This window comes from Pseudomonas sp. R151218B TE3479 (genome assembly GCF_053629195.1).
The window spans coordinates 5,482,949-5,507,486 of sequence record NZ_JBRJHV010000001.1 but is presented as its reverse complement, the minus strand read 5'-3'; the positions used below and the strand labels follow the sequence as shown (position 1 = coordinate 5,507,486).

Annotated in this window: 3 protein-coding genes (1 of these 3 only partly in view); all 3 read left to right on the top strand. The window is 65.3% G+C overall.

Features of this window, described 5'->3' with window-relative positions; translation table 11 throughout:
- Tightly spaced (each overlapping or abutting the next), the 3 genes in view from AB7M32_RS23670 to AB7M32_RS23660 form a layout consistent with a single transcriptional unit that may run on beyond the window.
- Window positions 1-974, top strand: partial view of an amino acid adenylation domain-containing protein gene (locus AB7M32_RS23670; RefSeq protein ID WP_454251559.1) — the final stretch only. It extends 6,049 nt beyond the left edge of the window; 974 of the gene's 7,023 nt are visible here — the last part of the coding sequence; its start codon lies off the left edge, out of view; the stop codon is at window positions 972-974.
- The gene (locus tag AB7M32_RS23665) at window positions 975-12,053 is read left to right on the top strand and encodes an amino acid adenylation domain-containing protein (RefSeq protein WP_454251558.1); all 11,079 of its coding nucleotides are present in this window, start codon (window positions 975-977) and stop codon (window positions 12,051-12,053) included.
- Window positions 12,053-24,538: a non-ribosomal peptide synthase/polyketide synthase gene (locus AB7M32_RS23660; protein WP_454251557.1), complete on the top strand. Its 12,486-nt coding sequence runs from the start codon at window positions 12,053-12,055 to the stop codon at window positions 24,536-24,538. The genes AB7M32_RS23665 and AB7M32_RS23660 overlap by 1 nt, the downstream gene beginning before the upstream one ends.

Below are 24,538 nucleotides of genomic sequence, written 5' to 3'. Positions count from 1 at the left end.
TCGATGTCGCTGGCGAGGTCTGGAACCTGTATGGCCCGACCGAAACCACCATCTGGTCGGCGGCCTACCGTTTGACTCAAGAGCACCGCGTGCCGTACCTCGGCCGGCCGATTGCCAACACGTCGCTGTACATCGTCGGCGATCATTTCGCGCCGAACCCGATCGGGCTGATCGGCGAACTGTTGATTGGCGGCGACGGCCTGGCCCGGGGTTATCACGACCGGGCGGCGCTTACCGCCGAGCGATTCCTGCCGGACCCGTTCGGCAATGGCACGCGGGTGTACCGCACCGGTGACCTGGCGCGCCAGCGTGGCGACGGCGTGATCGAGTACATCGGCCGGGTCGACCATCAGGTGAAGATCCGTGGCTTCCGCATCGAACTGGGGGAAATCGAAGCCTGCCTGCTGGCCCAGGAAGCGATCCGCGAAGCCGTGGTGGTGCCACAACCCGGGCCGGGCGGCCTGCAGTTGGTGGCGTACCTGGTGGCCACCGATCCAGAGACTGCCGAACCCACGGCCCTGCGCGAAGCCCTCAAGGCGCAGCTCGCGCCCTTGCTGCCCGACTACATGATGCCGGCGCACTGGCTGCTGCTCGAACGTTTCCCGTTGACCCCCAACGGCAAGCTCGACCGCAAGGCCCTGCCGCTGCCGGACGCCCAGCAACTGCTGCGTGCCTACGTGGCGCCACAAGGCGCGCTCGAACAGAGCATCGCCGACATCTGGCAAGACGTGCTCAAGCTCGGACGGGTAGGGCGCGACGACAACTTCTTTGAACTGGGTGGGCATTCCCTGCTGGCGACGCAAGCGACGGCGCGCCTGCAAATGGAACAGGGCGCCACGGTGCCCCTGGACTTGCTGTTCAGCACCACGTCCCTGGCCGACTACGCCGCACAACTGGCGGCCCACCTGACCCCTCACTCCAGCGCAGACCTGAGTGAGATGCATGACTTCCTGGCAGACCTGGAGACCCTTTGAATGACTCACCTCGATAACCTGTCTCTGGTTCAGCGATTCATCCGTTTACCGCTCGCCCAACGGCAAGCGTTCCTGCACAAGCTGCACAGCAAAAACATGAGCCTGGCGGCGTTGCCGATCCCGGCGATGCGCGACGAGTTCGAGACCCTCGACCTGTCCTACGCCCAGGAGCGCCAGTGGTTCCTCTGGCAACTGGACCGCCACAGCGCCGCCTACCATGTGCCTACGGCGCTGCGCCTGCGCGGCGCCCTCGACCTGCCTGCGCTGCAACGCAGCTTCGACGCCTTGCTGGCCCGTCACGACGTGTTGCGCACGGTGTTCGTCGACAGCGCGCAAGGGCCCCGACAAGTGGTGCAGGCGCGTATGAGCCTGGCGATCGAGCCGGAGGCGTTGCTGGGCGAGTCCGCGCTCACAGCCCTGATCGATGATGAAATCGCCGGGCTGTTCGATCTGCAACAAGGGCCACTGCTGCGGGTCAAGCTGCTGCAACTGGCAGTGGACGACCATGTGCTGGTGCTGACCCAGCACCACATCATTTGCGATGGCGCGTCCGCTCGGATCATGGTCAACGACCTGGTCCAGCTCTACGCCGCCCACCGCAGCGGTCAGGCGCCGACCCTGGCAGCCCTGCCGATCCAATACGCCGACTATGCGATCTGGCAGCGCAAGTGGATGGAGGCCGGTGAGCTGGAGCGGCAACTGGCCTACTGGACCGAACGGCTGGGCGATGGCGGCGAAGTCCTGCCGTTGCCGACGGACCGCCCGCGCCCGGCGGTGCAGAGCCATCGCGGCGCACGCCTGGACCTGCGTTTCGACGCCGGGCTGACCCAGGGCCTGAAACGCCTGGCCCAGGGCGAAGCCTCAACGCTGTTCATGGTCTTGCTGGCGTCGTTCCAGGCCTTGTTGCACCGCTACAGCGGCCAGTCGGACATCCGCGTCGGTGTACCGATCGCCAACCGCAACCGCCCGGAAACCGAAGGCCTGATCGGCTTCTTCGTCAACACCCAGGTACTCAATGCCCAGGTGCGGGGCGACTTGCCTTTCGATCAATTGCTGGCGCAGGTCAAGCAGGCTTCGCTGGGGGCGCAAGCCCATCAAGACCTGCCGTTCGAGCAGTTGGTGCAGGCCCTGGCGCCGCAGCGACAGGCGAGCCACAGCCCGCTGTTCCAGGTGATGTTCAACCACCAGAGCAGCGGCGCGGCTCAAGCCCTGCAACTGCCGGGGTTGCAGGTCGAGAGCCTGGATTGGCGTTCCCACACCGCCCAGTTCGATTTGACCCTCGACACCCACGAGACCGACGGTGAGCTGGCCGCGTCCCTGAGCTACGCCACCGACCTGTTCGACGCCAGCACCGTGCAACACATGGCCGAACACTGGCTGAACCTGCTGCACGGCATCGTCGCCGACCCCCGGCAACGCGTCGGTGAACTGCCGCTGCTGACGGCCGCCGAGCAACAGCAACACATCGGCCAATGGAACCCGGCCCCGCGTAGCTTCCCGGGCGAGGGGTGCCTGCATCGGCGCATTGCCGAACAGGCGCGTTTGCGGCCTGATGCCGTTGCTTTGCGTTTCAATGAAAACTGCCTGACCTACGGCGCCCTCAACGCCCAGGCCAACCGCCGCGCCCATCAGTTGATCGCCCACGGCGTCGGTCCGGATGTGCTAGTGGGGCTGGCCGCCGAGCGCGGTTTCGACATGCTGGTGGGTCTGCTGGCAATCCTCAAGGCCGGCGGTGCCTATGTGCCGCTGGACCCGACTTATCCCCAGGATCGCTTGGCCTACATGATGCAGGACAGCGGCATCCGCTTGCTGTTGACCCAAGCGGCCCTGGTCGATCAATTGCCAGTGCCGGACGGCGTGCAGACACTGCTGCTGGACGCCGACGTCAGCGCCTTTGCCGACGGCGATCCGCACGTAGTGATGGACGCCGCGAACCTCGCCTACGTGATCTACACCTCCGGTTCCACCGGTAACCCGAAGGGCACCTTACTGCCGCACCACAACGTGCTGCGCCTGTTCGAGGCCACCGAGCCGTGGTTCAACTTTGGCGCGGAAGATGTCTGGAGCCTGTTCCATTCCTACGCGTTCGACTTCTCGGTGTGGGAGATTTTTGGTGCGCTGTTGCACGGCGGCGAGCTGTTGATCGTGCCCTACGACGTCAGCCGTTCGCCGCAGCAGTTCCACGAACTGCTCTGTGAGGCCGGGGTGACGGTGCTCAACCAGACGCCTTCGGCGTTCAAGCAATTGATGCACGAGGCTTGCGCCGACTCGCGAGCCAACGCTTTGCGCTACGTGGTGTTCGGCGGCGAGGCGCTGGACGTCAAGGCTTTGCGCCCATGGTTCGAAAAGTACGGCGACGCGGCCCCGCAATTGATCAACATGTACGGCATCACCGAAACCACCGTACACGTGACTTACCGTCCACTGTCGCTGGCGGACCTGGAACAGAACGCCAGCAGCCCGATTGGCGAACCGATTGCCGACCTGTCGTGGTACCTGCTGGACGGCGATTTGAACCCGGTGCCGAAAGGCTGCATCGGTGAGCTGTACGTCGGTCGCGCCGGCCTGGCCCGTGGTTACCTGAACCGTGGCGATCTCACTGCGTTGCGCTTCATTCCCGACCCGTTCGGTGAAAGCGGCGCACGCTTGTACCGCACCGGCGACCTGGCGCAGTACCGCAGCGATGGCGTCATCGAGTACGTCGGCCGCATCGACCACCAGGTGAAAATCCGCGGTTTCCGCATCGAACTGGGCGAGATCGAAGCGCGCCTGAACGCCCTGGCGTCGGTGCGCGAAGCGCTGGTATTGGCCCAGGAAGGGCCGAGCGGCCAGCAACTGGTGGGTTACGTGATTCCGACACACGCTACCGAGGAAACCGCCGGCCTGCGCGAGCAGATCAAGGCCCAGCTCAAGGCCGAGCTGCCGGACTACATGGTGCCGACGCACCTGCTGTTCCTCGAACAATGGCCACTGACCGCCAACGGCAAGCTCGACCGCAAGGCCTTGCCCATCGCCGACGCCAGCCAGGTCCAGCAGGACTACGTGGCACCGCAAAGTGAACTGGAACAACAGATCGCGGCGATCTGGCAGGACGTGCTCAAGGTGGAGCGGGTAGGGCTTGGCGATAACTTCTTCGAACTGGGCGGCCATTCGCTGCTGGCGACACAGATGGTCTCGCGCATTCGCCAGGCCCTCGGCCTGAACCTGCAACTGCGCCAGTTGTTCGAGAACGCCAGCCTTGAGGCCTGTGTGGCCGCACTGGTGGACAGCGACGTGGCGCGGCCGGCGAGCATCCCGCGTCTTTCCCGGGACCAGGTGCAACTGCCACTGTCCTACGCCCAGCAACGCCAGTGGTTTCTCTGGCAGATGGAGCCCCACAGCGCGGCGTACCACATTCCGGCGGCGCTGCGGATTCAGGGCGCCCTGGACCTGCAGGCCTTGCAACAGAGTTTCGCCGCCCTGGTGCAGCGCCACGAGAGCCTGCGCACCACCTTCGTCCAGGTCGATGAGCAAGCGTTCCAAATCATTCACGGGCAGATGAACCCGCTGGTGATCCCGCAGGTTCTCGACGGCGGCAATGAACAGATCCAGGCCTTCGTCCGCCAGCAGATCGCCCAGCCATTCGACCTGCAAAACGGCCCGCTGCTGCGGGTCGGCCTGCTGCGGGTGGCGGCCGACGAGCATGTGCTGGTGCTGACCCAACACCACATCGTCTCCGATGGCTGGTCGATGCAATTGCTGGTGCAGGAACTGATCCAGGGTTATGCCGCGTACAGCCAGGGTGAGTCCCCGGCATTGGCCGAGCTGCCGATCCAGTATGCCGATTACGCGGTGTGGCAGCGCCAGTGGATGGACGCTGGCGAGCGGGAACGGCAACTGGCGTACTGGACCGATGTGCTTGGGGGCGAGCAGCCGTTGCTGGCGCTGCCCACCGACCGGCCGCGCCCGCCCCGGCAGAGCTTTGCCGGTGCACGATTGGCTGTCGACCTGCCCCAGGCCCTGGGCCAACAGCTGCGACAACTGGCCCAGCGCGAAGGCAGCACGTTGTTCATGGTCTTGCTGGCGTCGTTCCAGGCCTTGCTGCATCGCTACAGCGGCCAGTCGGACATTCGTGTCGGCGTGCCCATCGCCAACCGCAACCGGGTGGAGACCGAAGGGCTGATCGGCTTTTTCGTCAACACCCAGGTGCTCAAGGCCGAGGTCGATCCGCAGCAGCGTTTCAGTGAGCTGCTGGCCCAGGTCAAACACGCGGCCATCGGTGCCGAGGCCCATCAGGACCTGCCGTTTGAGCAACTGGTCGAGGCGCTGCGGCCTGAGCGCAACTTGAGCCACAGCCCATTGTTCCAGGTGCTGTACAACCACCAGAGCGTTGCTCGCCAGGCACTGCCGGCCTTACCCGGGCTGGTCATCAAGGCCCAGGACTGGGAAAGCCAGACCGCCCAGTTCGACCTGACCCTCGACACCCTGGAAGCCGAGGGTGAACTCGGTGCGGCGCTGACCTATGCCACTGACTTGTTCGACGCCAGCACCGTGCAACGCCTGGCCGAACACTGGCTGAACCTGCTGCACGGCATCGTCGCCGATCCCCGGCAACGCGTCGGTGAACTGCCGCTGCTGACGGCCGCCGAGCAACAGCAACACATCGGCCAATGGAACCCAGCGCCGAACAGCTTCCCGGGCGAGGGGTGCCTGCATCAGCGCATTGCCGAACAGGCGCGTTTGCGGCCTGATGCCATCGCGCTGCGTTTCCATGCCCAAACCCTGACCTACGGCGAGCTCAACGCCCAGGCCAACCGCCGCGCCCATCAGTTGATCGCCCACGGCGTCGGCCCGGATGTGCTGGTGGGATTGGCGGCCGAGCGCGGTTTCGACATGCTGGTGGGCCTGTTGGCAATCCTCAAGGCCGGCGGTGCCTATGTGCCGCTGGACCCGACTTATCCCCAGGATCGCTTGGCCTACATGATGCAGGACAGCGGCATCCGCTTGCTGCTGACCCCAGCGGCCCTGGTCGATCAATTGCCAGTGCCGGACGGCGTGCAGACACTGCTGCTGGACGCCGACGTCAGCGCCTTTGCCGACAGCGATCCGCACGTAGTGATGGACGCCGCGAACCTCGCCTACGTGATCTACACCTCCGGTTCCACCGGCAACCCCAAGGGCACCTTGCTGCCGCACCACAACGCGCTGCGCCTGTTCGAGGCCACCGAGGCCTGGTTCAACTTCGGCGCGAAAGATGTCTGGAGCCTGTTCCATTCCTACGCGTTCGACTTCTCGGTCTGGGAGATTTTTGGTGCGCTGTTGCACGGCGGCGAGCTGTTGATCGTGCCCTACGACGTCAGCCGTTCACCGCAGCAGTTCCACGAACTGCTCTGTGAGGCCGGGGTGACGGTGCTCAACCAGACGCCGTCGGCGTTCAAGCAATTGATGCACGAGGCCTGCGCCGATGACCGGGGCAACGCCCTGCGCTACGTGGTGTTCGGCGGCGAGGCGTTGGACGTCAAGTCCCTGCGCCCGTGGTTCGAAAAGTACGGCGACGCGGCCCCGCAATTGATCAACATGTACGGCATCACCGAAACCACCGTGCACGTGACCTACCGGCCGTTGTCGCTGGCGGACCTGGAGCAGGATGCCAGCAGCCCGATTGGCGAGCCGATTGCCGACCTGTCGTGGTACTTGCTGGACGGCGACCTCAACCCCGTGCCGAAAGGCTGCGTCGGTGAACTGTACGTCGGTCGTGCCGGCCTGGCCCGTGGCTACCTGAATCGCGGCGACCTTACCGCGTTGCGTTTCATCCCCGACCCGTTTGGTGCAAGCGGTGCACGCTTGTACCGCACCGGCGACCTGGCGCAGTACCGCAGCGATGGCGTCATCGAGTACGTCGGCCGCATCGACCATCAAGTAAAAATCCGTGGGTTCCGCATCGAACTGGGTGAGATCGAAGCGCGCCTGAACGCCCTGGCGTCGGTGCGCGAAGCGCTGGTATTGGCCCAGGAAGGGCCGAGCGGCCAGCAACTGGTGGGCTATGTGATCCCGGCAGATCCCCACGAGGAGCAAGCCGGTTTGCGTGACCGGATCAAGGCCCAGCTCAAGGCCGAGCTGCCGGACTACATGGTGCCGACGCACCTGCTGTTCCTCGAGCAATGGCCGTTGACCGCCAACGGCAAGCTCGACCGCAAGGCCTTGCCGACCACCGACGCCAGCCAGGTCCAGCAGGACTACGTGGCGCCGCGAAGTGAGCTGGAGCAACAGATTGCAGCGATCTGGCAGGACGTGCTCAAGGTGGAGCGGGTCGGCTTGAGCGACAACTTCTTCGAGCTGGGCGGCGACTCGATTGTCTCCATCCAGGTGGTCAGCCGCGCCCGTCAGGCGGGCATCCGTTTTACCCCCAAGGACTTGTTCCAGCACCAGACCGTACAGACGCTGGCGAGCGTCGCCCAGACCGGTGGGCAGGCGCCGGGCATCGATCAGGCGCCGAGCCAAGGGTCGACGCCGTTGTTGCCGATCCAGCAGGCGTTTTTCGCCGAGGCGATTCCCGAGCGTCACCACTACAACCAGTCGGTGTTGCTGAAACCGGCCAGCCTGTTGCAAGCGTCCGTGGTGGAGCAGGCCTTGCAGGCGCTGGTGCTGCACCACGACGCCTTGCGTTTGTCCTTTAATGAAACCGCCGAAGGTTGGCGCGCCGAGCACCGTGAGGTGGCCGCGCAACAACAGGCTTGGGCGGGCAAGGGTTTGCTGTGGCAGCGTGAGGTGGCCGATGCCAGGGCGCTGGAAACCCTCGCCAATCAGGCCCAGCGCAGCCTCGACCTGCACGCCGGGCCGCTGTTGCGCGGCGTCCTGGCGACCTTGACCGATGGCAGCCAGCGCCTGTTGCTGGTGGTTCATCACCTCGCGGTGGATGGCGTGTCGTGGCGGATTCTGTTCGACGACCTGCAAACCGCCTACCAGCAGTTGCTCGCCGGCCAAGCGCTGCAACTGCCGGCCAAGACCAGTTCGGTCAAGGTGTTTGCCGAGCAGTTGCAGGCCCATGCGCGCAGCGCGCAACTGCAGCGGCAATTGGCCTACTGGCAAGGGCAACTGCACGATGCGCCGACCGACCTGCCGTGCCTCGACCCTGAGGCGATCGGGCAAAATCGCGAGGCCGTCACCGTTCACACGCGGCTGGATGCGCACTTGACCCGGCAGTTGCTGCAAGAGGCGCCAGCGGCCTATCGCACCCAGGTCAACGACCTGTTGCTCACAGCCCTGACCCGGGTGATCTGCCGCTGGACCGGCCACGACAGCCTGTTGCTCCAGCTCGAAGGCCATGGCCGCGAAGAGCTGTTCGCCGATGTCGACCTGACCCGCACGGTGGGGTGGTTCACCAGCCTGTTCCCGGTCCGGTTGTCGCCGGCCGTAGAACTGGCGGATTCGATCAAGTCGATCAAGCAAGGGTTGCGGACGATTCCCGACAAAGGCGTGGGCTTCGGTGCCCTGCGTTACCTGGGCGACGATGCCAGTCGGGCAGCCCTGGAGGCGTTGCCGGTGCCGCGCATCACCTTCAACTACCTCGGCCAGTTCGACGGCAGTTTCGATCAGGCCAAAGGCGCCTTGTTCAGCCCGGCCAGCGAAAGCGCCGGTGACGAGCAAAGCCCGCTGACCACCCTGGGCAATTGGCTGACGCTCAACGGCCAGGTGTTCGATGGCGCGCTGCGGTTGGGCTGGACGTTCAGTGCGCAACAGTTCGAACCGGCGACCATCCAGGGCTTGGCCGATGACTACGCCCGTGAGCTGGCGCTGTTGATCGCCCATTGCTGCGACCCGACGAGCCAGGGCATGACGCCGACGGATTTCCCCCTGGCCGGCCTGACCCAGGCGCAACTCGATGGCCTGGCGTTGTCGGCGCGGGGGGTGGAAGACCTTTACCCGCTGGCGCCGATGCAGCAGGGCATGTTGTTCCACAGCCTGTACGAAGCGGGCAGCGGCCAGTACATCAACCAGATGTGCCTGGACATCGAAGGCCTCGACCCACGGCGTTTCGAGGCGGCCTGGCAAGCGGCGGTCGATGCCCATGACAGCCTGCGCAGCAGTTTTATCTGGCAGGGCAGCGAGCGCCCGGTGCAAGTGGTGCACAAGCAGGTGCGCGTTCCGTTCACCTCGCTGGACTGGAGCACCCGCGCCGATGTCGGCCAGGCCCTGGCCGAACTGGCGGACGCCGAGCGCGAGCAGGGTTTCGACCTGGCCAGCGCACCGTTGCTGCGCCTGGTGCTGGTGCGCACCGCTGAGCAGCGATATCACCTGATCTACACCCATCACCACATCCTGATGGACGGCTGGAGCAACTCGCAGTTGCTCGGCGAGGTGCTGCAGCGCTACGACGGCCAGACCCTGCCACGCCCGGCCGGGCGGTATCGGGACTACATCGCCTGGCTGCAAGGCTGCGACGCCCAGGCCAGCGAAACCTTCTGGCTGGGGCAATTGCACAGCCTGGAGGCGCCGACCCGTCTGGCCGAGACCCGTGTCGCGCCGCTGCAATCGACGTCGGAAAGCAGCCACGCCAGCCATTATCACGACCTGACGCCCCAGCAGACCCAACGCCTGAGTGAGTTCGCCCGCCAGCAGAAAGTCACCCTCAACACCGTCGTCCAGGCGACCTGGCTGTTGCTGCTGCAGCACTACACCGGGCACGCCACCGTGGCCTTCGGCGCCACCGTGTCGGGGCGTCCGAGCGAGCTCAAGGGGGTTGAGCAGCAGATCGGCCTGTTCATCAACACCTTGCCGGTGATCGCCAGCCCGCGCCCGGAGCAGGCGGTGAGCGCGCTGCTGCAACAGATTCAGGGCCAGAACGTGGCCTTGCGCGAGCACGAGCATACGCCGCTGTTCGAGATCCAGCGCTGGGCCGGGCAGGGCGGTGACGGTTTGTTCGACACCTTGCTGGTGTTCGAAAACTACCCCGTGTCCCAGGCCCTGCAAGAGCAGGCGCCCTCGGGCTTGAGCTTCGGCAGCGTGGCCAGCCAGGAACAGACTAATTTCCCGTTGACCCTGGCCGTCAATCTAACTGACATCCTGAGCCTGCACTTCACCTATGCCCATGCTGCTTTCCCTACACACACCGTCGAGCGCCTGGCTGAGCAGGTGGCACACGTGCTCGCGCAGATGGTGAGCCTGCCGGCCGGCGGTTACGTGGGCGACATCCAATTGCTGGATACGGTGGCCCGCGACAGGCTGCTGCACGACTGGAACGCCACCTCTGTGGTGGAGCCGCCTCGGCGCCCGGTCCATCAATGGATCGAGGCCCAGGCCCGAAGCACGCCCGACGCGGTTGCCCTGGTCAGCGAGCAGGAGACGCTCACCTACGCCCAGCTCAATGCCCGGGCCAATCGCCTGGCCCATGGCTTGATCGAACGCGGCATCGGCCCCGACGTGCTGGTGGGCCTGGCGCTGTCGCGCAGCGTACAGATGGTGGTCGGCTTGCTGGCGGTGCTCAAGGCCGGCGGCGCTTACGTGCCACTGGACCCGACCTATCCCCGGGATCGCCTGGCGTACATGGTCGAGGACAGCGGCATCGCCTTGCTGCTCACCGAGACCGATGTGCTGCCGCTGTTCGGCGACGCTGCCGTGGCCGCGCTGCTGTTGGATCAGCCCGGGCAATGGCTGGCCGGCTACAGCGAGCGCGACCCTGGCGTGGCCATCGACGGCGATCACCTCGCTTATGTGATCTATACCTCCGGTTCCACCGGCAAGCCCAAGGGCGTGACCCTTCGTCATGCCGCCCTGAGCAACCACATGGCGTGGATGCAAGGTTGCCTGAAACTGACGGCCGCCGACCGCGTCCTGCAAAAAACCGCGATCAGTTTCGATGCCTCGGTCTGGGAGTTCTGGCTGCCGTTGATGAGCGGCGCGCAACTGGTGCTCGCCAGCCCGCACCTGAACCTCGACCTGACCACCCTCTGGGCCGACGTGGCGCGGTGGCGCATCAGCGTGCTGCAAATGGCGCCCTCGCTGTTGCAGGCCTTGTTGCCACTGGCGACCCGCGAGCAACTGGCCTCCCTGCGCCTGCTGCTGTGTGGTGGCGAAGCCCTCAGCGTGCACCTGTCGCGCCAGGTCATGGCGCTGTTCGATGGCGAACTGCGCAACCTGTATGGCCCGACCGAAGCGACCATCGACACCAGCAGCCATGCCGTGGTGCGCGGCAGCGAAGACGACGCCGAGCGGATCATCGCCATTGGCCGTCCCATCGATAACGTGCGCACCTACGTGCTGGACGCGGCGTTGCAGCCTTGCGCCGTGGGTGCCGTCGGTGAGTTGCACATCGCCGGCGATTCCCTGGCCCGTGGTTACCACCAACGACCGGCACTGAGCGCCGAGCGCTTCATTCCCGATCCGTTCGCGCCAACCCCGGGTGGCCGCCTGTATCGCACCGGTGACCTGGCCCGTTATGGCGCCGATGGGGTGATCGAGTACCTCGGCCGGATCGACCATCAAGTGAAGATCCGTGGCCTGCGCATCGAGTTGGGGGAAATCGAAGCGCGCCTGCAGGCCGATGCCGATGTGCGCGATGCGGTGGTGCTGGCGCGGGACGACGTGAGCGGGCCGAACCTGGTGGCCTATCTGGTCGGCCAGGACAGCCCTCTTGACCAAGGTAGCCTGGGCGACCGGCTCAAGGCGCGACTGGCGGCCCAGGTGCCGGACTTCATGGTGCCGACCCATTGGGTGTTCCTCGACCGCTTGCCGCTGACCCCCAACGGCAAGCTCGATCGCAAGGCCTTGCCGGCACCGGACACCCGTGCCCTGCACTCGGCATACCTCGCACCGCAGAGCGACCTCGAATGCCGGGTCGCGGCCATCTGGCAAGACGTGCTCAAGGTCGAGCAGGTCGGGCTGGGCGACGACTTCTTCGAGTTGGGCGGGCATTCGCTGCTGGTAGTGAGCGTGGTCTCGCGCCTGCAACTGGAACTGGGCCTGACCTTGACCCCGCAACTGATTTTCCAATTCCCGGTACTCGGCGCGTTCGTGGCGCAACTCGAGCCTGCCGGCGAACCCATGAGTACGTCGAAATTGAGCAAGCTTGAAGCGCTGCTCGATGAATTTGAGGAGGTTTGATGGACACCGCTGTCGCACAACGTATTGCCAGGCGCTTCATAACGCTGCCGCTGGAAAAACGTCGCTTGTACTTGCAGAAGATGCTCGAAGAGAACGTTTCCCCGGCGAACTTGCCGATTCCGCCTGTCAGTGCCGAGTTCGACACACTGTCGTTGTCCTTTGCCCAGGAACGCCAATGGTTCCTCTGGCAGCTGGACCCCGAGAGCGCGGCCTACCACATGCCCACGGCCCTGCGCTTGCGCGGACCGCTGGACATCGCTGCGCTGGAGCGGAGTTTCACCGCGTTGGTGGCACGTCACGAGAGCCTGCGCACCACCTTCCAGACCCATGGCGAGCAGGTCGTGCAGCAGGTACATGCGGCGGCGCCAGTGCGTTTGCAGGCAGACACCCTGGAACCGTTGCCGGACGAGACGCAACTGCGCCAGTTGATCGAAGGGGAAACCCGCCAGCTCTTCGACCTGCAACAGGGGCCGCTGCTGCGCACGCGCCTGCTGCGGTTGGCGGCGGATGATCATGTGTTGATCGTGACCTTGCACCACATCGTGGCCGATGGCTGGTCGATGCAGGTGATGGTCGAGGAACTGGTCAATGGCTACGCCGCCTTCAGCCAGGGCCGCGCGCCGGAACTGCCGACGCTGCCGATCCAGTACGCCGACTACGCCATCTGGCAGCGACACTGGATGGAAGCGGGCGAGCGCGAGCGTCAGTTGGCCTACTGGATCGCACGCCTGGGCGGCCAGCAACCGGTGCTGGAACTGCCGACCGATTTTCCGCGTCCGGCGGTGATGAGCTATCGCGGCGCGCGGTTGGAACTGGTCATCGACGCGGTACTGGCCGGCGACCTCAAGCACATGGCCCAGCGCGAAGGCGTCAGCCTGTTCATGCTCCTGCTGGCCTCGTTCCAGGCGCTGCTGCATCGCTACAGCGGCCAGAGCGATATTCGCGTCGGCGTGCCGACGGCCAACCGCAACCGGGTCGAGACCGAGCGCCTGATCGGCTTTTTCGTCAACACCCAGGTGCTCGACAGCGATGTCCAGAGCCAGGATTCGTTTGGCGCCTTGCTGCAACAAGTGAAACAGACAGCCCTGGGCGCCCAGGCTCACCAGGAGCTGCCGTTCGAGCAACTGGTCGAGGCGTTGCAGCCTGAGCGCAACCTGAGCCACAGCCCGCTGTTCCAAGTGATGTTCAACCACCGGACCCAAGGCCCGGCGGGCGAGGGACCGGTCGGTGCGTTGAAAGTCGAGGCACTGCGCTGGGATTCGCACACGGCGCAATTCGACCTCACCCTGGAAACCGTGGAGCACAGTGAAGGGCTTTCGGCAGGGCTGATCTATGCCACTGACCTGTTTGGCGCCGAGACGATTGCGCGCCTGGCCGGGCATTGGCAGAACCTGTTGCGGGCGATCGTGGCCGACCCGGCGCAGCGCATCGGTGAATTGCCGTTGCTCGACGCGGCCGAGCGCCAGGCCCAGGTCGACAACGGCCAGCGCAGCCCGACGCCGGTGCCCGAGGCGGGTTTTGTTCACCAACTGTTCGAAAGACAAGCGGCGCGCACCCCGGACGCCCCGGCACTGGTGATCGACGGTGAGCGCTGGAGCTACGGCCAACTCAATGCCCGGGCCAGTCAGTTGGCGGGGAAGCTGCAGAGCCTCGGCGTGGGTCCCGATGTTCTGGTGGGCATTGCCGTGGAACGCAGCGCGCACATGCTGGTGGGCCTGCTGGCGATCCTCAAGGCCGGCGGTGCCTACCTGCCGCTGGACCCGGCGTTCCCCCAGGAGCGCCTGGCCTACATGATCGAAGACAGCGGCATTGAGCTGCTGCTGACCCAAAGTTCGCTGCTCGACCAGTTATCGCTGTCCTGTGGGAGCGAGCTTGCTCGCGATGGCGGTGGTTCAGTCAATGATGATGTCGAGTGTGCCGACGCTATCGCGAGCAAGCTCGCTCCCACAGGGTTCGGTGGTGGTGTGAATACTTTGGTGTTGGACCAGGAGGGTGACTGGCTCGACGGCTATGCCTGCGAGGCGCCGGCGCCGCGCCTGGATGCGGAGCACCTGGCCTACGCGATTTACACCTCCGGCTCCACCGGCAAGCCCAAGGGTGTGATGGTGCGCCACGGCGCGCTGACCAACTTCGTCGCGAGCATGGCCCAGGCGCCGGGCATGACGGCCCAGGACCGGGCGTTGTCGCTGACCACGTTCTCGTTCGATATTTTCGGCCTGGAAATCTACGTGCCGCTGATGGTCGGCGCGTGCATCGTGCTGACCGGCCAGCACGTCGCCCAGGACCCGTACGCGGTGTTGGCGCTGATCGCGGCCGAGCAGGTCAATGTGGTGCAGGCCACGCCGTCGACCTGGCGCATGTTGCTGGACAACGAAAACGCCGACGGGCTGCGCGGCTGCAAATGCCTGTGCGGTGGCGAGGCGCTGCCCCAGGAACTGGCCGTGCGCATGCTCGCCCTCGGCGGTGAAGTGTGGAACCTCTACGGCCCGACGGAAACCACCATCTGGTCGGCCTTGCACCCGTTGCAAACCCAGGCCGCGCAACCCTGGCTGGGCGGGCCTATCGACAACACGGCGCTGTACATTGTGGGCGCCGACCTGATGCCGGTGCCCTATGGCGTGGCCGGTGAATTGCTGATTGGCGGGCAGGGTCTGGCCCGCGGTTATTTCCAGCGCCCGGCGCTGACCGCCGAACGTTTCGTGCCCCATCCGTTTGTCGCCGGCGAGCGCCTGTATCGCACCGGTGACCTGGCGCGCCAGCGGGCCGACGGCATCCTTGAATACCTCGGGCGCATCGACCATCAGGTGAAGATTCGCGGGTTCCGCATCGAGTTGGGAGAAATCGAAGCGCGCCTGCTGGAACAGGACAGCGTGCGCGAAGCGACGGTGCTGGCCCAGGAGGCACCGGGCGGCCAGGCGTTAGTGGCGTACATCGTTCCAACCGCCGAACCGAATGACCTGGATGCCGGCGCCCAGAGCGCTCTGCGCGACAGCCTCACGGCCCGGCTCAAGGTCAACCTGCCCGACTACATGGTGCCGGCCCACATTGTATTGTTGCCACGTTTCCCGTTGACACCCAACGGCAAGCTGGATCGCAAGCAGTTGCCCAAGCCCGATGCCAGCCAGTGGCAGAAAACCTATGTCGCGCCGCAGACACCCGTGCAGCAGGCGGTGGCGACGATCTGGGCCGATATCCTCAAGGTGCCGCGGGTGGGCCTGGACGACAACTTCTTCGAACTGGGCGGCCATTCCTTGCTCGCCACCCAGGTGATGTCGCGGATTCGCCAGCAACTGAATATCCAGGTGCCGTTACGCCTGTTGTTCGCCCATAACAGCCTGCGGGCGTTTGTCGAGGCCATGGGCACGGCATCGGCGCACGATGAACCGGGCATTCCACGCATTTCTCGCGACCAGCCGCTGGCGCTCTCGTTCGCCCAGCAACGGCAGTGGTTCCTCTGGCAACTGGAACCCACCAGCAGTGCCTACCATATTCCGGCGGCCCTGCGTTTACGCGGCGCCCTCGACCGTGCCGCGCTGCAACAGAGCTTCGATGCGCTGGTGGCGCGTCACGAGAGCCTGCGTACCCGCTTCGTGCTCGACAGTGAGCGTCCTCTGCAGGTGATTGACGAGCCAGCGCCGCTGACCCTGGCGGTGGAATCGCTCGAAGCCGGCGTCGATGAGCGTACCTTGCGCGGCTTGATCGAAGCCGAAACCCGGCAACTGTTCGATTTGCAGCGCGGTCCGTTGCTGCGGGTCAAGTGGCTGCAACTGGGCGCCGAGGACCATGTGCTGATCCTGACCCAGCACCACATCGTGTCTGATGCCTGGTCGATGCAGATCATGGTCGACGACCTGCTGCAGTTGTACACAGGTTTCAGTCAGGGCCAGCCCGTGACGCTGGCGCCGCTGCCGATCCAGTACGCCGACTACGGCCACTGGCAGCGGCAGTGGCTGGCGGCGGGGGAACAGCAGCGTCAACTCGACTACTGGATCGAGCAGTTGGGTGGCGAGCAACCGATTCTCGAACTGCCGACCGACCATCCGCGCCCGGCCCAGCAAAGCTATCGTGGCGCACGGTTGCCCATCGTCATCGAACCGGCCCTGGCCGAAGGCCTCAAGCGCTTGGCCCAGCAGCACAACAGCACGCTGTTCATGCTCTTGCTCGCCGGCTTCCAGACCTTGCTGCACCGCTACAGCGGCCAGGACGACATCCGCGTCGGCGTGCCGATCGCCAACCGTAACCGGGTGGAAACCGAGCGTCTGCTGGGCTTCTTCGTCAACACCCAGGTGCTCAAGGCCGACATCGACGGCAACCTGCGATTCGACCAGTTGCTCGGTCAGGTCAAGCAACGGGCCCTCGGCGCCCAGGCCCACCAGGACCTGCCGTTCGAGCAACTGGTGGAACGGCTGGAACCGGCGCGCAACCTGAGCCACACGCCACTGTTCCAGGTGATGTTCAACCATGCCAGCGATGCCCGCCGGGACCTGTCGGCGTTGCCCGGCCTGAGCCTGGAGCAACTGACCTGGGACTCGGGCACCGCGCAGTTCGACCTGACCCTGGACACCTTCGAGTACGCCGATGGTCTCAGCGCCGCGCTGACTTACGCCAGCGACCTGTTCGAGCCGAGCACCATCGCCCGCCTGGGTGAGCACTGGCTGAACCTGTTGCGCGCCATCGTCGCCAACCCGACCCAGCGCATCGCCGAGCTGCCGATGCTGGACGGGGCACAGCGGCGCCTGATCGTCGAGGACTGGAACCGCACCTACGCCGACTATCCGAACCATCTCCCGGTCCATCATTTGATCGAAGCCCAGGTCGAGCGTGACCCCCACGCCGAGGCACTGGTGTTCGAAGGGCAATCGCTGAGCTATGCCCAGCTCAACGCCCGGGCCAACCGGTTGGCCCACGCCTTGATCGAGCGCGGCGTCGGCCCGGATGTACTGGTGGGTATCTCGGTGCAGCGCAGTGTGGAAATGGTGGTCGGGCTACTGGCGATCCTCAAGGCCGGTGGCGCCTACGTGCCGCTGGATCCGGAATACCCGCCGGAACGCCTGGCCTACATGATCGAGGACAGCGGCATCGAGCTGCTGCTGACCTGTGGGAGCGAGCTTGCTCGCGATAGCGGTGGTTCAGTCGATATTGATGTTGACGGTGAGGGTCTTATCGCGAGCAAGCTCGCTCCCACAGGAGGTGGCCTCAACATACTGGTGCTGGATGGGGATGACGACTGGCTGCGTGACCATTCCACCGATAATCCGCCTGCCCGGGCCGTGGCGCAGAACCTGGCCTATGTGATCTACACCTCCGGCTCCACCGGCAAGCCCAAGGGCGCCGGCAACAGCCATGGCGCACTGACCAACCGCCTGTGCTGGATGCAACAGGCCTATGGCCTGGCGGCCGGCGACAGTGTCTTGCAGAAGACGCCGTTCAGTTTCGACGTGTCGGTCTGGGAGTTTTTCTGGCCGTTGATGACCGGCGTGCGCCTGGTCGTCGCGGCACCGGGCGATCATCGCGATCCGCAGAAGCTGGTCAGCCTGATCGAACGGGAAAGCATCACCACCCTGCATTTCGTGCCGTCGATGCTGCAGGCGTTTGTGCTGGATGCCAACGTCAGCCGGTGCACCCGTCTGACCCGCATCGTCTGCAGCGGCGAAGCCCTGCCGGTGGATGCCCAGCAGCAGGTGTTCGCCAAGTTGCCCAATGCCCGGCTGTATAACCTGTACGGCCCGACCGAAGCGGCCATCGACGTGACCCATTGGACCTGCCGCGACGAAGGGCGCGATGCGGTGCCGATTGGCGAGCCGATTGCCAACCTGATGACGTACATCCTCGACGATGAACTCAACCCGGTGCCGAGCGGCGTCAACGGCGAGCTGTACCTCAGCGGCCAGGGCCTGGCCCGCGGTTATCACCGCCGCCCCGAACTGACTGCCGAGCGTTTCGTCGCCAGCCCGTTCGTGGCCGGCGAGCGGCTGTACCGCACCGGTGACCTGGCGCGCTATCGCCCTGACGGGGTGATCGACTATGTCGGTCGGATCGACCACCAGGTGAAGGTCCGCGGGTTCCGCATCGAATTGGGTGAGATCGAAGCGCGCCTGCTTGAACATGCGGCGGTGCGAGAAGCGGTGGTGGTGGCCCAGGACAGCCGCAGCGGCAAGGTGTTGAGCGGCTACGTGGTCGCCCGGGCCGGCGAGGCCAGCGACTGGCCGCTGTTGCGCGAAGCGCTGCTGGCCCATTTGCGCCTGAACCTGCCGGAGCACATGGTGCCGACGCACCTGACCCGCCTGGAACACATGCCGCTGAGCCCGAACGGCAAACTCGACCGCAAGGCGCTGCCGGCACCGGACCTGGCCGAGCGCCAGGAAGCCTTCACGGCACCGGTCAACGCCATCGAGCGGGCACTGGTGGACATCTGGCAAGGGGTGCTCGGCGTCGAGCGGGTGGGCACTGCCGACAACTTCTTCGCCCTGGGCGGCGATTCGATCAACTCGATCCAGGTGGTCAGCCGGGCGCGTGCCCAAGGCATCGGCCTGACCCCCAAGGACCTGTTCCTGCACCAGAACATCCAGGCCCTGGCGCGGGTCGCCACGGCGACCGACGAAGGCGTGATCGACCAAGGCCCGGTCACCGGCGACAGCCTGCTGGTGCCAATGCAGCATTGGTTCTTTGCCAGTGATATCCCGCACCGCGACCACTGGAACCAATCGGTCCTGCTGACCCCGCGCGAACCCTTGGACATCGCCCACCTGCAACAGGCCCTCCAGCACGTGGTGGTGCATCACGATGCCCTGCGCCTGCGGTTCACCGAGGCCGACGATGGCCGCTGGCACGCCAGCCATCAGGCCGTGGATAAGCAGCCGCTGGAGATCTGGCAGCGCACCGCGCAGGACGGCGCCGAGATCATCGCCATCGCCGACCAGGCCCAACGCAGCCTGGACCTGCAACACGGCCCATTGCTGCGTTGCAGCCTGATCACGGTGCAGGACGGCAGTTCGCGCCTGCACCTGGCGATTCATCACCTGGTCATGGACGGCGTGTCGTGGCGGGTGTTGCTGGAAGACCTGCAAAACGTCTACCGCCAACTGCGGGCGAACCAGGCGCCAGCCTTGCCGGGCAAGTCCACGGCGTTCAAGGCCTGGGCCGCTCAGTTGCAGGACTACGCCCACAGCGAAGCCCTGAACAAGGAACTGGATTACTGGGTCGGGCAATTGGACCAGCCCCTGCCGCCGTTGCCACGGGCCCGTCCCGAGGGCAGCCAGGCCGCGGCCCATGGCCGTTCGGTGAGCACACGCCTGGATGCCACCCAGACCCAGCGTTTGCTCAAGCAGGCGCCGATGGCCTATCGCACCCAGGTCAACGATTTGCTGCTCAGCGCACTGGCGCAAGTGGTCTGCCAATGGACCGGGCAACCGGCCTGCCTGTTGCAGCTCGAAGGCCATGGCCGCGAAGAGCTGTTCGAGGGCATCGACCTGAGCCGCACCGTCGGTTGGTTCACCAGCCTGTTCCCGGTGTTGCTGACGCCCGCCAGCGACCCCGCCGAGTCGATCAAGAGGATCAAGGAACAACTGCGGGCGGTGCCGAACAAAGGCCTGGGCTACGGCGTCCTGCGTTACCTGGGTGCCGAAGCGGTCCAGCAGCGCCTGGCAAAACTGCCGCCAGCGCGTATCACGTTCAACTACCTGGGGCAGTTTGACCAGAGCTTCGATGAGCAGGCGCTGTTCGTGCCGAGCGAGGAGGGCAGTGGCGCAGGCCACGGCGATGACGTGGCGCTGGGCAACTGGCTGACCATCGACGGCCGGATCTTCAACGGCCAGTTGTCCCTCGACTGGACCTTCAGTGACGATGTTTTCGACGCGGCCACGCTCCAGTCGTTGGCCGATGCCTACGCCGTGGCGTTGCAACAACTGATCGATCACTGTTGCACCGACGGGCACCTGGGCCTGACACCTTCGGACTTCCCGCTGGCGCGCCTGAGCCAGGCGCAACTCAATGGCCTGCCGGTGCCCGTGGCGCAGGTGGAGGACATCTATCCGCTGTCGCCGATGCAGGACGGCATGCTGTTTCACACCCTGGCCGACGACAGCTCCGGCTTGTACATCAACCAGATCAGCCTGCCAGTGCACGGCCTGGACATCGAGCGTTTCGCCCGGGCCTGGACGTCGGTGATCGAGCGCGAGGACATCCTGCGCACCAGTTTCCACTGGCAGGATGGCTTGAGCGCGCCGGTGCAAATCGTCCATCGTCACGTTGAGCTGCCGTTGCAGATTGAAGACTGGCGTGGACAGGACATCAGCGAGCAGGCGATCAGCGCCCGGGCGACCGCCGACTACCTGGCCGGTTTCGACCTGAGCCGCGCGCCTTTGCAACGAGTGTTGTTGCTGCGCCTGGAAGACGATCGCTACCAGATGATCTGGACCTGCCATCACATCCTCATGGACGGCTGGAGCAGTTCGCGGTTGTTCGGTGAGGTGTTGCAATTCTACGCCCATGGGCAGGTGCCGAGCCGCAATGGTCGCTACCGCGAGTTCATCGAATGGCTGCAACGCCAGGACCAGGGCGCGCTGGAACGCTTCTGGCGCAGCCGCCTCGACACCTTGGAACAGGCGACTTCCCTCAACCAGGCGATGTTCCCGCGGCATGTCGAGGCACTGCCGGGCCACGAGGCGCTGTATTCGCGCTGGGACGTGGCACAGACCGCTCGCCTGCAACAGGCCTGCCGCGCCTTGCAGATCACACCGAACACCTTGATTCAAGGGGCGTGGCTGCTGTTGTTGCAACGTTTCACCGGGCAGAACACCGTGGTCTTCGGCGCCACCGTCGCCGGGCGTCCGGCGGGGCTGGTCAACGCCGACAACATTCTCGGCCTGTTCATCAACACCTTGCCGGTGATCCAGACCCTGGACCCCGAGCAGCCGCTGGATCAATGGCTGCAACAGTTGCAGGCCTACAACCTGGACCTGCGTGAGCATGCCCATGCGCCACTGGCGGACATCCAGCGTTGGTCGGGCCTGGGCGGGCAGGGCTTGTTCGACAGCATCATCGTGTTCGAGAACTACCCCATCGACGAACGCCTGGGCGACCAGCGGGACACCGGCCTGAGCTTCGGCGAGTCACGCAATCATGACGTGACCAACTTCCCGATGGACCTGGCGGTCAACCTGGGCGAAACGCTGTCCATCGAGTACCTGTTCCTGCGCAACGCCTTCAGCGTCGACGCGGTGGAGCGAATCCGCCGGACCCTGGAAGACACCCTGGAAGCGATGATCGACGCGCCCCACGTGTGCCTGGGCAACCTGCAGCGCTTGTCGCTGGAACAGTGGCAGGCCTTCGCACAATGGAGCGCGGCGCCGAACGGCTGCTATCAGGCGCAGTTGTTGCCGGAACTGATTGGCCGGCATGCCCAGTCGCGTCCGCAGGCCACGGCGCTGGTGTGTGGCGACGACTCGCTGGATTATGGCGAACTGGAGCGTCGGGCCAACCGCCTGGCCCACCGCCTGATCGAACTCGGCGCTGGCCCGGAAGTGGTGGTCGGCGTGGCCCTGGAGCGTTCGGTGGACATGGTCGTGACGCTGCTGGCGGTGATGAAAAGCGGTTCGGCGTATGTACCGCTGGACATCGATTATCCACCCGAGCGCCTGGCGTTCATGATCGAAGATTCAGCCATGGCGCTGTTGCTGACCCACAGCCGGGTGCAGGCGCGCCTGCCGCAGCTCGACGGTCTGGCGCGCCTGGCCATCGACGGTTTCGACAGCCGTGGCTACAGCGACTTGCCGCCCCACAGCGGTTTGCTCGGCGGCAACCTGGCCTACCTGATCTACACCTCGGGCTCTACCGGACGACCCAAAGGCGTCGCCGTGGCGCACGGGCCGATGAGCATGCATTGCCAGGCCATCGCCGGGCTGTACGACATGGACGAACACACCCGCGAACTGCATTTCATGTCGTTCGCCTTCGACGGCGCCCATGAACGCTGGCTGAGCACGCTATTCAGCGGCGGTACCCTGGTGATTCGCGACGGTGCGCTGTGGACGCCGGAGCAGACCTTCGACGCCTTGCACCGCCACGGCATTACCATCGCCTGCTTCCCGCCGGCCTACCTCAAGCAACTGGCCGAATACGCCGCCAATAGCCCATTGGCGCCACCGCCGGTGCGGGTGTACTGCTTCGGCGGCGATGCGGTGCCGGACCAGACCTTCGAGCAGGTGAAAGCTGCGCTGCGGCCAGAATATTTCACCAACGGTTATGGCCCGACCGAAACCGTGGTCACGCCGATGTTGTGGAAGGTGCCGGCCAGCGAACGTTGCGAAGCCGCCTACGCGCCGATCGGGCGTGCGGTGGGTGAGCGCGCCTTGTACGTACTGGACGACAACCTCAACCCGTTGCCGCCGGGCATTGCCGGCGAGTTGTACATCGGTGGCGCGGGTATCGCCCGTGGTTATCACCGCCGCCCGGACCTGAGTGCCGAGCGCTTCGTGCCGGATCCGTTCGGCCAGCCGGGCGATCGCCTGTACCGCAGCGGCGACCTGGTACGCCAGCGCGTCGACGGGGTGCTCGATTACGTCGGCCGTATCGACCACCAGATCAAGGTGCGGGGTTTCCGCATTGAACTGGGGGAAGTGGAGGCCAGCCTGCGGCAACTGGACGACGTCAGCGATGCCTTGGTGATCGCCCGCGACAGTGCCTCGGGCAAGCAACTGATCGGCTACGTGGTCACCCCCGACGGTGTGGCCATCGGCGATCGGCTCAAGGCCGAGCTGCGGGCGCAATTGCCGGACTACATGGTACCGGCCCAGGTCATCTGCCTGGAGGCGCTGCCGGTCACGCCGAACGGCAAGCTCGATCGCCAGGCCCTGCCGGAGCCGGAATTCAAGGGGGCCGAGTATGTGCCGGGGCGTAACCGCGATGAGCAACTGTTGGCCGAGGTCTGGGCCGAGGTGTTGCAAGTCGAGCGGGTGGGCATCACCGACAATTTCTTCGAGTTGGGCGGTGACTCGATCCTCAGCCTGCAAGTGGTCTCGCGGGTGCGCAACCATCCGGAACTGAAGCTTGAGCTCAAGCTGCGGGACCTGATGCGCGGCCAGACCATCGAGGCGATTTTCGACCAGCGTTCGAACACGTTTGCCGTGACGGTCGAGGACGTGACCCAGGTGGCCGCCGAAGGGCAGTTCAATCTGATTCCGATCCAGCAATGGTGGTTCGACCAGCGCATGAGCGAACCCCATCATTACAACCAGGCGTTGATGCTGCGGGCCCGCCAGGGGTTGAACCTGACGGCACTGGAATTGGCCTTGCGGTGCATGATGCAGCAGCACGATGCCTTGCGCCTGCGCTTCGGTGAAGTCGGCGGGCGTCACCTGCAGCATTACCAGGCGCTGGAGGAGATGCAGGCCCAGTGGGCCGACGAGCCTTTGCTGTGGCAGCACAGCGTGGCCGATGAAGCCGAGCTGGAGTTATACGCCGAGCAGGTGCAACGCAGTCTTGATGTGCACAACGGGCCGGTGTGGCGCACGGCGCATGTGACCCTGGGCAGCGGTGACATTCGTGTGCTGATGGTGATTCATCACCTGGTGATCGACACGGTGTCGTGGCGTTTGCTGCTGCAGGATTTGCAGACGGCTTATGCAGCCTACAGCGACGGCCAGACGCCGAACCTGCCGATTCGCACCAGCAGCTACCGGGCCTGGGCCGAGGGCCTGCAAGCCTATGCGCGGGACTATCCGGCGCAGGAAAAAGCCTGGTGGCTGGAGCAGATCGACCAGCCGGGCAGCGAGTTGCCGTGCGACAACCTGCGGGGCAAGAACCAGGTGCAGTATCAGTCGGTGGCGCATTTGAGCCTGTCGGAGCAGCACACCCAGCAGTTGCTCAAACAGGTGCCGGCGGCCTACCAGACGCAGATCAACGACGTGTTGCTGGCGGCGCTGAGCCGGGTCTTGTGCCGCTGGAGCCAGCAGCCGTCGGTGCTGATCCAACTGGAGGGGCATGGGCGCGAGGACCTGGTCAAGGACATCGACCTGAGTCGCAGCCTGGGCTGGTTCACCAGCATGTTCCCGGTGCGCCTGACCCCGAGCCATGAAGCCGACATCGGCACATCGGTGCGGGCGGTGCAACGGCAGTTGGCCGCCGTGCCGAACAAGGGATTGGGCTATGGCGTGCTGCGCTACATGAGTGGCGAGCCGATGGCCGCCACCCTGGGCCGCGCGCCCCAGGCACGGGTGACGTTCAACTACCTGGGGCAGTTCGACCAGAGCTTCGACGACAAGGCGTTGCTGGTGCCGGCGGCGGAAAGCTATGGCAGCTGCTACAGCCCCCATGCCGCGCTGGGCAACTGGCTGGAAGTGGTGGGGCAGGTGTACGACGGGCGACTGGCGCTGCGCTGCATCTTCAGCACCCGCCGCTATCGTGCCGAGACCGTCGAGGGCTTGATGCGCGCCTACCAGGAGGAACTCGAAGCGTTGATCGAACACTGCGTGGCGCAAGCGGCTTAA